Below are 13,475 nucleotides of genomic sequence, written 5' to 3' on the forward strand. Positions count from 1 at the left end.
GAATTACCACCTTTCAAATATAACTTTTTTCCCAGTCAGTTCAGCTAATTTTTTGATTTGATTGTATAAGCCTATTTTTGAAAAATTAACATACATATGGTATTTAGTTAGTTCTATTGGTTTAGTCAACTTCGCCCCTTTAGCTGATATATGTTCTCTATTGCCAAGTATTTGTACTGTAGTGGGTTCATTAGGACTCATTAAAGGAATCAATTTATCCAACTCTGCGGATAATACTAAATTAGAAACTAATTGCGTAAATACATCTCTATATGATTTCCCAGTATATAATGATTCTCCAAATATGATTGATATATGACTATTTAGAGTTGAGTTGTCACTATTATCTTCAGTTTGAATGTGTTCTGAATCAAATAAATCGATATTGGCAACATCATTCAATAGTTTATCAATCTTATTCCATAATGACAGAGCTGAAAATTTGCTTAATTTATCAATATAGCTTTTATTTCCTTGAGTGCTATTATCTAAATCAATATTAGCAGTATTCATTTTTTCAATGATTAAACGTTCTAAAAGATCTAGTTGTGCTTTAGATAGATGCCCATCTTCACGTCCAAAAAATATTAATTTGTTCCACCATGGTTTATTTGTATTGTGTTGTTGTAACCTAGAAAAAATAGAATTAGAGGCTTGACCTACATAACGTTTATTATCTCCTAGTAATATATATATACCTGGTTTTTGAGATTCCTCAATTAATTGAATTGCTGGTAAATCGTCTTTATTGGCAATAACTACAAAAGTAGGTTCATCATAAAAAACAGAAATATTATCATTTCCAGATTCTCGATTAATAAATATATGGTATGGCATAACGTCCTCCTTTTAGGGTTATTATATCATTAAAATAAATAAACAGCCCCTTTAATCTGACAGTTAGATTAAAAGGACTGTTTTAATAGTTTTTTATAGGAGTTATTATCTGATTATAGACCCTGTAAAAATATAGAATCTTTTGTTTTATATATTTATGAGCGCCAATAAATATATAGGCTATTTGCTATCGATGAAATCGTCCGTCAGATCAATTGGGTTTAAAATCTTATAAGCAAGAGTTACCATACTTTTATATTCATCTTCGGAATCCAAATAAATTTGAATTATTTTACCTATCGCTAGATAGTTTTTATCATTGATCCATACGATCCCGTCTCCTTCTCTCAATGATGCACCCCAATTAATATCAACTACTTTATCAAAGTCAATATCAGCGGGTTTATTTATTCTGTCAAAATTTTCAAAGTTATGAATTCTCATCATCTTATTGACTTTTTTATAGGAGTAAATTGTATCACTTCCTGCACTTGTCCAATGAGTTATAAATTCCATTGGTGAAATACCTAATTTAAAGTCTCCGCCGTTAAGTAGGTACTGAAAAGAGATTTCGCCTTCTGATTGTGGTTTGAAATTCATTAAATTGGCTGAATCATTCAAAAATTTTATTTTTTCAACACTATTATAGTACCTTTCAATTCTGTCTTGAGCATCAGGTTTTGTTTCCACCTTGATATTTAGAAATAGTTCGTCACGTATAGTTGATATTAATTCAAATAGTCCTTTTTTATTCTCCTGCGAAAACGGTGTATCGAATTTTAATTGACTGATATACTTTCCTTCAAAAAAATCGGGCAGATCAGTAAATGATTCGATATCAATTATGGCAATTATAAATGGACTTTTAGCTTGTTTTTTTATTAATTCTATTTCGTTATATACGCCGGTTGCTGAATCGCTTATTTTTTTTAAATAAGTTTGCGTACAAATACAAATAACAAAGTGAGAACTATCAATACCGTTCTTCATGAATTCATCAAGTTTAGTTCCAGGGTGGTTTTCCAATACATCAAGATGGACTCGAAACCCCCAAGATTGCAAATAAATTGCTAACCATTGTGAAAAATTTTTAACTTTCTTGTCTAGTGGCTCGTCTTTTTCCCAAGCATATGAAATAAAAATAGACTTATTCAACACTTCTACACCCTCCTTATGTAATTAATAATCACTTTGCAAACATTTTTTGTAAAAAGCCTTTTTTCTGTTCTTTCAATAAATCTAATTTCCGTTGATGAAGAGCGATAGTGTCATCTAGCTGTTTAAAGAATGAACCGATTTTTTGTTGTTCCTGAACTAATATGGGAATCATAAAATTAAACGAATCAATTTCTTTTGACAATACATTTGGCTGAGCGCCTGAAACTAGAACAGAATCAAGTTGCATCATGAATAATTCTGAACGGACGATTGTGGAAATAAACCCGTAGTCAATATTTTCTACAGACTGAAAATAACCAACTCGCTGGTTTTGATAAGGATATTAAAGCACTCACAAAGTGTAAGGGTGGGGTGGTAAAAAAATGTTTCCGCAAAAAAGACCCCCACCTTTATAGTGAGAGTCTATACTTTTAGCGTTTGATATGTGATTCTAATCGCTTATCTAGACAAATTGAGCTAATGAATGGAACAAAAACTTTCTCAACAAAAATATCTAATTTCTTTGGCATTTCACTCATCCTCCTCGATTATTACATCAGTAGAAGGGTCTGCTACCATCAATAAATCTATCTGTTCATTAGGTTTCTGATAGGTCACGCCAGACATTGCCATCAATTCAGGGATTGTGTTTTGTCCGTCTTTTGCGGTAAAGAATTTCAGACCGCTAATCTTGACGTTATCGACACCATCTTCAAATTCCATCTCTGCTTGATGGTCGGTCATATAGAGCAACAAGTCCTGCTTCCATCACGATAAGCTCCTTTTCTTCCATATCATTCAACAGTACATCAACTTGTTTGCGGCGATTGTTGTCGCCATCTTCATTGCATGGAAAAAAGAACTGGTCTACAGAGATGTCAAGCAAGGTAGTAATGAGATAAAATTTGTTAAGCCTTGGGTGCTGCCCCCTGTTCTCTATATACATAATAGAGCGTGGCGTAAGGTCTACCAGTTGGGCAAGATATTCCTGTGTCCACCCTTTTGCTTCCCGAGCTTTTTTTATCGCTATACCTAACGGCTTAAAATCAAGTTTTCTTTCATCTTGGTACATTTTAATATCACCCTATATCATTGTACATTTCGGGTGATGATATTTGAACGAAGTATGATTTTATGTTTAGTAGTGTATAATTTCGTATTAGTGGAGAGAAACTTGCTATTATTCGTCATTCCGTATATAATAATTATATACTCTTTGCGAAAGGAAGTTGATATTATGGATTACATTTCTGTGAAAGCCGCTTCTGAAAAATGGGGCATATCGGAAAGACGGATACAAAAATTATGTGAGGAAAATCGCATTGACGGAACTGAAAAATTTGGTCGTGCATGGATGATACCAAAAGATGCAGAAAAACCCGTTGATGGACGTATGAAAACAAGGAACAAACAGGAGGAGAATCATGGAATTTAATGAAAAGCTACAACAGCTTAGGACTGGAAAGAACTTAACGCAGGAACAACTTGCGGAGCAATTATATGTATCAAGAACAGCCATTTCAAAATGGGAAAGCGGCAAGGGTTACCCTAACATTGAGTCGCTCAAGTGTATTTCTAAATTCTTTTCTGTGACCATAGATGAACTACTATCGGGCGAAGAACTGATTACACTTGCCGAAACTGAAAATCGTTCCAACTTGAAAAAGATTTACAACTATATTTATGGAATATTGGATATGATGGCAGTTGCGTTTATATTTCTTCCGTTATATGGAAACTCTGTTGGCGGTTATGTTTATGCGGTCAATCTACTATCATTTACAGCCACCACACCATTCAATCTTGCAGTCTACTGGAGTGCTTTTGCCGCCTTGATTGTAATAGGGATTGCTAAAATAATACTTACCCATTTAGATAAAGAAACATGGGGCGGCATTGCTACAAAATGCTCCCTTGGACTCACTGCTTTGGCTATCTGTTTCTTAGCAGCAGCAAGAGAACCATATATAACAGCACTTATGTTTCTGCTGTTTGTCGCAAAAATAGTTGTTTGGATTAAGCAGAACGGAACAAAGTAAAAACGATATAAATCCCTTGAAATAGGCTCTGACACGATAAGTGTCGGGTCTTTTTTTCATGTTGACATGATAGATGTAGGCGATGTGACGGTAGGTTTCTTGGCTTTTGATATAGCTCCTGTGATAATAAGATTGTGGTCAGTGAAAACAAGAACAGCAACCAACGGAAAGGAAAATCAAATATGGATTATATCATTGAAACAGAAAATCTTACGAAGCGATACGGAACAGCCACCGTTGTCGATAAGGTCAATCTTCATGTGCCAACGGGCAAAATTTATGGTTTGCTCGGCAGAAACGGAGCAGGCAAAACCACAGCAATGAAAATGATGTTGCAGCTTACTCTCCCAACGGATGGAACGGTACGCTTGTTTGGCACAAACTATAAGGAAAATATCCATACCCTTTATAGCAAAGTAGGCTCTATTATCGAAACACCGGGATTTTACAGTAATTTAACAGGGTATGAGAATTTGCAAATTCTCGCTAAACTGCGAGGGGGAGTATCTAAAAGTGGAGTAGAAAAAGCGCTTGAAGTTGTGGGGCTGCATAAGGAGAAAAGAAAAGTCTTTTCCGATTATTCCCTCGGAATGAAGCAACGGCTTGGTATTGCCGCCGCCATTATGCACGAGCCGGAGCTTTTAATACTTGACGAACCGATTAACGGACTTGACCCCATTGGAATAGTTGAAATACGCTCATTTTTATCTGAACTTAGTCACAATCATGGCATTACCATTTTTATCTCAAGCCATGTTTTAAGCGAGATTGAACAGATAGCAGATATTATCGGCGTTATGCACGAGGGGCATTTAGTAGAGGAAGTGAATATATCCGAGCTTCACAAAAGGAATCGAAAATACATTCAATTTGATTTATCTGACAGTGAGATAGCTGGAAAGATTTTAGAAAGCCACTACCACATGACGGATTTTACAGTGCAGGACGGTACGGTGAGAATTTATGACTTTAGCCAAAGTGTTGGAGAAATCAATCGAGAATTTGCACGAAATGGACTGCTCGTGACAAGGATAGATGATAGTGAGGAAAACTTAGAGGACTACTTTTCTAAACTGATTGGAGGTGGCGGTATTGCTTAATCTTATTTCTTGTGAATTATTAAAACTAAAGCGTTCAAAAATGGTGCTAATTAGTGTGGCAGGGGTATTATCTACCCCACTTTTGATGTTAATAGAAGCCTTGCAAACACATTTTGATAAGCCGGAGATTATCTTTACCTTGTCTGACATATACAGCGACAGTGTACTGTATATCATGCTGCTGGTAAACATGATGATATATGTGGCAATTGCAGCTTACTTGTTTAGCAGAGAGTACACAGAAAGCACACTCAAAACCATATTGCCCATACCCATTTCAAGGACAAAACTATTAATTGGAAAATTTTGCACCCTGCTTCTTTGGATTGTTATGCTCACCCTTGTAACATGGGCAGGTATATTTATCGCTTGTGGGCTATATCACGCTGTCTTTACATTGGAGGGATATAGCTTACTAGTGGCAATAGTATGGCTCCCCAAGTTTTTGTTTGGCAGTATCCTGATGTTTTTAACAGTTTCTCCTTTTGTGTTTGTTGCTATGAAAACAAAAGGATTTGTCGCCCCGATGATTGGCTCTGCCGTGATTGTCATGGGAAGTGCCGCACTTTCAAATCAAGAATGGGGAGCGTTGTATCCGTGGACAGCCACCTATTTCTTGGTGCAGGGTAAACTTCAGAGTACCGGCTATCCTACACTGCTGTCTGTATCTATTATTATTCTTGTATCAGCAGTTGGTTTTCTTATGACCTTTCATCATTTTAAAAAGGAGGATTTGAAATAATGGTACTTGATTTTATAGAAATTTTAAAAGTTATTTTTCTTGGAATTGTTGAGGGTATTACTGAGTGGCTACCTATCAGCAGCACAGGACATATGATTCTTGCGGACAAATTTATCACACTTAATATGAGCGAAGCATTTAAAGAAATGTTTTTTGTTGTTATTCAACTTGGAGCTATACTCGCAGTGGTTGTAATGTTTTGGAACAAGATGTTTCCATTTCAGCTAAAGGATAAATCGCAGCCACTTGTTAAAAAGGATACTTTCTCGTTGTGGTTCAAGGTTGCAGTGGCTTGTATACCGTCAGGTATTATGGGGATTTTATTTGATGATTATTTGGATGCTTACCTCCAAACCCCCATTGTGATTTCAATCATGTTAATCTTTTATGGTTTGTTATTCATTCTCATAGAAAATTGGAATAAAAAGCGTACTCCTACTACTATGGCACTTTCTGACATCAGCTATAAAACAGCAATCTTGATAGGGGCATTTCAAGTGTTATCACTTATACCCGGCACATCACGGTCGGGAGCAACGATTATAGGTGCTTTACTCATAGGAGTTTCACGAGTGGCAGCAGCAGAGTTTACTTTTTTCCTCGCAGTACCTACTATGCTTGGAGCAAGTGCTTTTAAGCTGTTAAAATTCGGGTTTGATTTTACAAGTGCAGAACTGCTCGCTCTTGTTCTCGGTATGGCTGTGGCATTTGCGGTATCTGTCTTAGTAATTAAATTCCTAATGAACTTTATCAAAAAACATGATTTTAAGGTGTTTGGTTGGTATCGAATTGTGCTTGGTATACTTGTTGTACTTATAACAGTAATGTGATAGAAAAACAATTCCATAAGCAATAATCTGCCGCACGACGGCAAAAGAAAAAAGCCGTCGTACAGCAGACATATTTTCACGCCTATGAAACGGTGGCTTTGATTTTCAGAGCCGCCGTTTCTTTGCGTTTACACAAACCAATGACGACTGATAGGAACACGGCGGTATCCAAGGAGGTATCGCCGTGTTTTCTTTTGCCCTAACACTTGGTAATTTATCAAAAAAATCCTTACCACATTGTGGGACGATTACGGGCAAGAACACGAAAATAAAAACTACATAATACGAAACAAATACACCTATGCCCGATTGAGATTTTATGAATTTCAGTCTGGCATTTTTGCGTATATAGACCCCCGGTGTCGTTCACCCCCACCGTCCTTTCAAATTCGCACTAAACCAAAATTTGAAAGGATGGTACAACCATGAAAAAAATAAACTTGAAAGATTACTATTCCCACATAACTGTGGACACATATATTGACATTCCCGATGAGGTATTTAACATCTTTGAAGAATATCGCAAGGCAGAGCAAGCCTACCAAAGCCGCATACGCTACCATAAAGCCTACTACTCTCTTGACCGTGGTGACGGTATTGAACATACTGCCTTGTTTGTTTCCCTCTCACCCGATGAGATTTACGAGCGTAAGCTCACAACCGAACAGCTCCATGCTGCCATTGCCACCCTGCCGGATAAGCAGGCAAAACGTATTTATGCTCACTACTTTTTAGGAATGAGCAAAGCAGCTATTGCCAAGGCAGAGGGTACATCAGCAAGTAGCGTAAAAGATGCAATCCGCAGAGGACTATGTAGTTTAGAAAAGTATTTGAAAAATAATTTCTAATCTACCCACGTCGTTTACCCCTCTTTTTCTAAAGGTATATAAGAGGAAGTTTTTTTCTCTTATATACCAAACAGCATAATTGTTCCTTGACAACTGAATATACGATATTTTGAGTACATTACTTATGTGAGCCGAAAGGCAAAGCGACTTAACAGACATCGCCATAACAGCGGTATGGGGAGGTGATTATACTACCGCCCGAGCGATAAATGGACTGTTAGACCGAGTGTGGCACACTCGTCCGCAATGACCCACATAAGGGATAATGATACTTCGATACGTTTAGCCCTCAATACGATTAAAACGGAGGGAGTTCCTACGGTATGCGTGGCTTTTGAAAGGACGAGCTACGGTATCATGGGGCTATGATAGCTGTGCCAACAGCAACTCAAAATATCCCCTTTGTCGGGGTGCGTGGCAAATACGACAATATGATGTAATCAAAAACCAATCGCACTATAAATTTACAGTGCGGTTGGTTTTGCATTTTTAACTATGGTGACAAACTTTTCATAAATGAAATAACTGCTTATAATCTATATAAGCGATACACTTGGAGGTGATTGCGAATGGAAAATATCAACAGCATATCTGAAAATACTGCTACAACCACTACACCTGATGAAGTTCGTACAAAAACAAAAGCATATCAAGATTTCATCAATGTGCTTTCGCAAATTATTGAAAAACATGGTGCAGAGGTTTTAAATGAGATAAATAGTGCTAAGTAAAGATGTTTTCCAATAATTTATTGGAGGTATGACTATGAATAGGAGTGGGAAAAAATGTGTACTTTATCCTCGTGTAAGTACAGAAATGCAAGTTGACGGTTTTAGTTTAGATGGTCAGAAAAATAGCTTAAAACGATTTGCAGATAGAGAAGAAATGGAGATTGTAAATATTTATGAGGATGCTGGAAAATCCGGAAAATCTATAGATGGCAGACCTGCATTTAAGCAAATGTTATTCGATATTGAAAACGGGCTGGAAATTGAGTATATCTTAGTTTATAAGCTATCTCGCTTTGGCAGAAATGCAGCCGACATTTTAAACTCTTTAGAACACGTTCAATCCTTTGGTGTAAATTTGATTTGCATTGAAGAAGGGATTGACTCATCACAGACAAGCGGGAAACTTTTAACAGAATTAGGCAGAAGTCGCCCATCCTCTATAGGTGGGTGATGAATGCCGTTCGGTATGAGGGTTACCGTTGGTAACTCGAAGACCGACAACTAAGGCGTATTGCCTTTTTATTTTGTCCCATGTTACAATCAGTCTATACAAGAAATGAGTTGATATAACATGGAATTAGATACAAATAATCATTCAGTATTTCTTCTTTATTACCACCTTGTTTTAGTAACGAAATATCGTAGACAAGTGATTGATGATGAAATATCTGATTATGCCAAAACTACTTTTGAAAGAATTTCAGAATCGTATCACATTACTTTAGTGGAGTGGAATCATGATAAAGACCACGTTCATATTATGTTCAAAGCTCAACCTAAAACAGAATTGACAAAATTCATCAATGCCTATAAAAGTGCCAGCTCAAGATTGATAAAACGTGACTTTCCAAGAGTCAAACAATTTCTTTGGAAAGAAATGTTCTGGTCTAAAAGCTTTTGTCTTCTGACAACTGGTGGCGCACCAATTGATGTGATTAAGAAGTATATCCAAAATCAAGGAAACAATCATAAATAGAAAGTAGGTGAACTTTATGGAACAACTAAAAGCATACAAATTCAGAATCTATCCAACAGAGGAACAAGAAATCTTCTTTGCCAAATCTTTTGGTTGTGTCCGTAAGGTCTACAATCTAATGCTTGATGACCGAAAAAAGGCGTATGAAGAAGTTAAAAATGATTCTTCTAAAAAAATGACTTTTCCGACACCAGCTAAATACAAGAAAGAATTTCCGTTTTTGAAAGAAATTGATAGCCTTGCTTTAGCCAATGCCCAACTTAATTTAGATAAAGCATACAAGAATTTTTTTCGGGATAAATCCGTTGGATTTCCACGTTTCAAAAGTAAGAAAAATCCTGTTCAGAGTTATACAACGAATAATCAAAATGGTACAATTGCTTTGATTGATAGTAAATTCATAAAAGTTCCTAAATTGAAATCATTAATAAGAATTAAGCTTCATAGACAACCAAAAGGGATGATTAAATCTGCTACAATCTCACGGCATTCTAGCGGTAAATACTATATTTCTTTGTTATGTAAAGAAGAAATTAGCGAGTTACCTAAAACCAATTCTGCCATTGGTATTGACTTAGGTATTACAGACTTTGCGATTCTTTCAGATGGACAAAAAATTGATAATAATAAATTCACGTCCAAAATGGAAAAGAAATTAAAACGTGAACAACGTAAGTTGTCAAGACGAGCATTATTAGCCAAACAAAAAGGTATCAATCTATTTGAAGCTAAAAATTACCAAAAACAAAAACGCAAAGTAGCTAGATTACATGAAAAAGTAATGAATCAACGTACTGATTTTCTGAATAAGTTAAGTACAGAAATTATCAAAAATCACGATATTATCTGTATTGAAGACTTAAACGTAAAAGGTATGTTGCGAAATCATAAATTAGCTAAAAGTATTTCTGATGTTTCTTGGTCAAAGTTTGTGACTAAATTACAATACAAGGCTGACTGGTATGGACGAAAAATCATCAAAGTAGATAAATGATTTCCGTCTAGTCAGATTTGTTCAGAGTGCGGACATAAAGATGGCAAGAAATCGCTCGATATTCGAGAATGGACTTGTCCTGTTTGTCATACTCATCATGACCGTGATATCAACGCTAGTATCAATATACTGATCGAAGGTCTAAGAATACAAACTTCAGCTTAGGCACAATCAAAAAACCGTAGGAACTACGGGGATAGCTTGGTAAATAAGAGAAACCGCTGTTAGTGAAGAAATAAGCTATCAAGTATGCTCTATTCCCAAGAAGCTCCCACTTCAAGCGTTAAGAACCGTTAGGTTTAGCTAAGTGGTGAGTAGTTCACCGATGGGCAATTAGACTATACGACTTTGAGCGATGTTTATGCACAAAACAATCAGGATAACAAATTGGCCCACTTTGTTCCTAAAGCGATGGTTGGTTATATCAGTGTAAACCATAAACGTCCTGTAACCGGGAATTTACATGTACGCCAAGCCATTTTACAAGCCATTAATAAGAAGAGCTATACAAAGAATGTCTTATCTGATGGGTCTCAACCGTTAAACGGCTTTGTTCCAACTAACTTTGCGAAAAATCCAGAAACTGGTGAAGACTATCGTAAAGAAGCTGGTGACTTAATGCCTTATGATTTAAAAGCCGCTCAAAAGAACTGGGAATTAGCGAAAAAAGAATTAGGTAAAGATGAAATCGAGTTGGAATTACTCGCTTCTGATACAGCTACTTCTAAAAAGACAGTGGAATTCTTACAAGGTCAGTTACAACAAAACTTACCTGGTTTGAAAATTGACATTAAAAACGTACCATTGCAAAACCGTTTAGACTTACAAGACAAGAGTGAATTTGATTTAGTGTATGGTACTTGGACCCCAGACTATGCCGATCCAATCAATTTCTTAGAGTTCTATGATTCTACGGGTGGGCTAAATTCATCAGGTTATGCGAATAAAGCATATGATACAGGATTAGAAGAAGCCCGCACGACTTTAGCTAAAGATCCAGCCAAACGTTGGAATAAATTGATTGAAATGGAAAAACAATTAGTCGAAAAAGACACAGCCGTTTTACCATTCTACCAAGGAAGCGTGGCCTATCTTAAATCAGAACGCCTACATGGATTACAAGTCTTCCCATTCGGCCGCACCGTATCCTACCGACTCGCATATGTAAAATAAGGTCGTGAAGCAGCTCGGAAAGCCTCGAAGAAATTGCAGTGTTTACCTACCGCTGAGAAAATCGGATGAAAGGAGATTTTCTTAAGCGGGAGGGCGAATTTCACAATGTCTAGCTGCCGAACACCGTCAATATAAGGTTGTAAAGCAGCTAAATATTGATATAACAATGCTCTTTTCCTTTTAATAAAGAAGGAAAGGAGCATTTTTTAAGCAAGTTTTTCGCTATTTTTACCTATTCGTGATAAGGTAACAGTTGTCAGAAAGAAGGGATTTAAGTGCGTTATCATATTATGGAAAGCAATGATATCCGCATGAATTTAGCAACAGAAGAATATTTAATGAATCATGCCGATGTCAGTGAACCACTATTTTTAGTCTATATTCAATCACCTTGTGTCATTATTGGCCGCAATCAAAATGCCTATGAGGAACTCGATTTAAATTATTTACGTGAAAATCACATTACGCTTACTCGCCGTATTTCTGGTGGTGGCGCAGTATTTGATGATTTAGGCAATATGAGTTTTAGCTTTGTGAAAAAACGCGATGAGGTTCAATTTGGGGATTATCAGAATGTGACCGAACCGATTTTAGCAGCGCTTCACAAAATGGGCGCAACGCAAGCACAAAGCGGTGGACGGAATGATTTGTACATTAATGGTTTGAAATTTTCGGGAAATGCGATGTATAGCAAAAATAATCGTACTTATTCGCATGGAACGTTAATGTACGATGTGGATTTAAGCGTATTAGACCGCATTTTGACCGTCTCTAAGGAAAAAATTGCCTCAAAAGCAACCCCATCCGTGAAGAAGAATGTCACAAATGTGAGAGGATATCTCAAACCAGAATATCAATTCGAACGTACCGAAGATTTCCGTGATCAATTATTGTGCGAATTGTATGGCGTAAAAAGTCTAACAGAGATTAAAGACAAAGAACTAGCCTTAACGCAAGCTGATCGGGAAGCCATTCAAAAATTATTTGATGAAAAATATGCCAATGATGCATGGATTTTTGGAGAAGCGCCGGCCTTTGAGTATAATAAACGTACGCGCATTGCTAGTGTTGGGATTGTCGATGTGAAATTAAATGTCGTTCATGGCAAAATTTCTGCAGCTAAGATTTTTGGTGATTTCTTTGGGCAACAACCAGTCGAACAGCTAAGTGGCTTTTTGGTTGGTAAGGAATATCGTTTTGAGGCGATTGAAAAAGCATTAAAACAAATAAAGGTAAGTGAATATATCCATAACTTAACGAATGAGGATTTCTTAGCCTTACTTTTTAGTTAATATTCGTTTTTTAGGGCCAAAATATGGCAAAATCATGGAAATTACCTAAATTTATTTCATCGTACTAGCTAAATCATAAAGTTTTTGCTACAATGGGAATGAACTATTTTAAAGATTAAAGGAGACATTTAAATGATTTCAGCAAGTGATTTAAGAGCTGGTATGACTTTTGTACAAGATGGCAAATTAATCAAAGTTTTAGAAGCAAGCCATCACAAACCAGGTAAAGGAAATACAGTGATGCGTATGAAATTACGTGACGTTCGTAGTGGTGCAACTTATGATACTACTTTCCGTCCTGAAGAAAAATTCGAACGTGCACACATTGATACAAAAACTGTTCAATATCTTTACACAATGGATGACACAGCGTATTTCATGGATTTAGAAACTTATGAACAATACGAAATTCCAACTGAAACTGTAGAAACTGAAATGAAATATATCCTTGAAAACATGGAAGTTAAAATTCAATTCTTTGGTTCTGAAGTCGTAGGTATTCAATTACCAACAACTGTAGTCCTAAAAGTTGAAGAAACACAACCATCAATCAAGGGCGCAACTGTAACTGGTTCAGGTAAACCAGCTACTATGGAAACTGGATTAGTTGTAAACGTACCAGACTTTATCGAAGCAGGCGAATACTTAGAAATCAACACTGCTGAAGGTACTTACGTAAAACGCGCAACTAAGTAATACTGAGAAAATGGGATGTGAGAAAATCGCATCCCTTTTATGTTAGGTTGTAAATCGAC

General features: G+C 36.4%; 15 protein-coding genes and 3 pseudogenes. 13 read left to right on the forward strand and 5 right to left on the reverse strand.

Going from position 1 to position 13,475, the window contains the following annotated elements; genetic code table 11:
• Window positions 1-3: 3 nt before the first annotated feature.
• From I567_RS06975 to I567_RS06995, 5 genes and pseudogenes are all read right to left on the reverse strand, one after another.
• Window positions 4-837: a GIY-YIG nuclease family protein gene (locus I567_RS06975; protein WP_002326555.1), complete on the reverse strand. Its 834-nt coding sequence runs from the start codon at window positions 835-837 to the stop codon at window positions 4-6.
• 180 nt (window positions 838-1,017) lie between these two features.
• A complete protein-coding gene (locus I567_RS06980; protein ID WP_002326554.1) occupies window positions 1,018-1,995 on the reverse strand; it encodes a toll/interleukin-1 receptor domain-containing protein in 978 nt (325 codons plus the stop codon).
• Between the two features lie 28 nt (window positions 1,996-2,023).
• Window positions 2,024-2,320 (reverse strand): annotated as a pseudogene (locus I567_RS06985) (restriction endonuclease subunit S); the annotation flags it as partial.
• A 206-nt stretch (window positions 2,321-2,526) separates the two neighbouring features.
• Window positions 2,527-2,718 carry a hypothetical protein gene (locus tag I567_RS06990; RefSeq protein WP_002405114.1) on the reverse strand — a complete coding sequence of 64 codons (192 nt, stop codon included), beginning with the start codon at window positions 2,716-2,718 and terminating at the stop codon, window positions 2,527-2,529.
• Window positions 2,708-3,067, reverse strand: coding sequence for a helix-turn-helix domain-containing protein (locus I567_RS06995; RefSeq protein ID WP_002331379.1), 360 nt, complete (start codon window positions 3,065-3,067; stop codon window positions 2,708-2,710). The genes I567_RS06990 and I567_RS06995 overlap by 11 nt, the downstream gene beginning before the upstream one ends.
• A 36-nt stretch (window positions 3,068-3,103) precedes the next feature.
• Here I567_RS06995 and I567_RS13145 point away from each other — a divergent pair, with 36 nt between their 5' ends.
• From I567_RS13145 to efp, 13 genes and pseudogenes are all read left to right on the forward strand, one after another.
• Window positions 3,104-3,430, forward strand: coding sequence for a DNA-binding protein (locus tag I567_RS13145; protein WP_002367753.1), 327 nt, complete (start codon window positions 3,104-3,106; stop codon window positions 3,428-3,430).
• Entirely contained in the window at window positions 3,420-4,034 is a 615-nt protein-coding gene (gene bcrR / locus I567_RS07005; RefSeq protein ID WP_000395511.1) for a bacitracin resistance transcriptional activator BcrR, read from the forward strand. The genes I567_RS13145 and bcrR overlap by 11 nt, the downstream gene beginning before the upstream one ends.
• A gap of 182 nt (window positions 4,035-4,216) precedes the next feature.
• The gene (gene bcrA, locus I567_RS07010) at window positions 4,217-5,134 is read left to right on the forward strand and encodes a bacitracin ABC transporter ATP-binding protein BcrA (protein ID WP_002326551.1); all 918 of its coding nucleotides are present in this window, start codon (window positions 4,217-4,219) and stop codon (window positions 5,132-5,134) included.
• The gene (locus tag I567_RS07015; RefSeq protein ID WP_002326550.1) at window positions 5,127-5,876 is read left to right on the forward strand and encodes an ABC transporter permease; all 750 of its coding nucleotides are present in this window, start codon (window positions 5,127-5,129) and stop codon (window positions 5,874-5,876) included. The genes bcrA and I567_RS07015 overlap by 8 nt, the downstream gene beginning before the upstream one ends.
• Window positions 5,876-6,706: a bacitracin resistance undecaprenyl-diphosphatase BcrD gene (gene bcrD, locus I567_RS07020; RefSeq protein WP_000242080.1), complete on the forward strand. Its 831-nt coding sequence runs from the start codon at window positions 5,876-5,878 to the stop codon at window positions 6,704-6,706. The genes I567_RS07015 and bcrD overlap by 1 nt, the downstream gene beginning before the upstream one ends.
• Window positions 6,707-7,131: 425 nt before the next feature.
• On the forward strand, window positions 7,132-7,554 hold the full coding sequence (locus I567_RS07025) for an RNA polymerase sigma factor (protein WP_002326549.1): 423 nt from the start codon (window positions 7,132-7,134) through the stop codon (window positions 7,552-7,554).
• A gap of 569 nt (window positions 7,555-8,123) precedes the next feature.
• The gene (locus tag I567_RS12780; RefSeq protein ID WP_002326548.1) at window positions 8,124-8,285 is read left to right on the forward strand and encodes a hypothetical protein; all 162 of its coding nucleotides are present in this window, start codon (window positions 8,124-8,126) and stop codon (window positions 8,283-8,285) included.
• Window positions 8,286-8,319: 34 nt separating this feature from the next.
• A complete protein-coding gene (locus tag I567_RS07030) occupies window positions 8,320-8,736 on the forward strand; it encodes a recombinase family protein (protein WP_016251539.1) in 417 nt (138 codons plus the stop codon).
• A gap of 120 nt (window positions 8,737-8,856) precedes the next feature.
• On the forward strand, window positions 8,857-9,261 hold the full coding sequence (tnpA, locus tag I567_RS07035; RefSeq protein ID WP_002287522.1) for an IS200/IS605-like element ISEfa4 family transposase: 405 nt from the start codon (window positions 8,857-8,859) through the stop codon (window positions 9,259-9,261).
• A gap of 16 nt (window positions 9,262-9,277) precedes the next feature.
• Window positions 9,278-10,420, forward strand: a pseudogene (tnpB, locus tag I567_RS07040) (IS200/IS605 family element RNA-guided endonuclease TnpB).
• A gap of 153 nt (window positions 10,421-10,573) precedes the next feature.
• Window positions 10,574-11,428 (forward strand): annotated as a pseudogene (locus I567_RS07045) (ABC transporter substrate-binding protein); the annotation flags it as partial.
• A gap of 275 nt (window positions 11,429-11,703) precedes the next feature.
• Window positions 11,704-12,720, forward strand: coding sequence for a lipoate--protein ligase (locus I567_RS07050; RefSeq protein ID WP_016251542.1), 1,017 nt, complete (start codon window positions 11,704-11,706; stop codon window positions 12,718-12,720).
• 132 nt (window positions 12,721-12,852) lie between these two features.
• Entirely contained in the window at window positions 12,853-13,416 is a 564-nt protein-coding gene (gene efp, locus I567_RS07055) for an elongation factor P (RefSeq protein WP_016251543.1), read from the forward strand.
• Window positions 13,417-13,475 lie beyond the last annotated feature (59 nt).

The organism is Enterococcus cecorum DSM 20682 = ATCC 43198 (assembly GCF_000407565.1).
GTDB lineage: Bacteria > Bacillota > Bacilli > Lactobacillales > Enterococcaceae > Enterococcus_E > Enterococcus_E cecorum.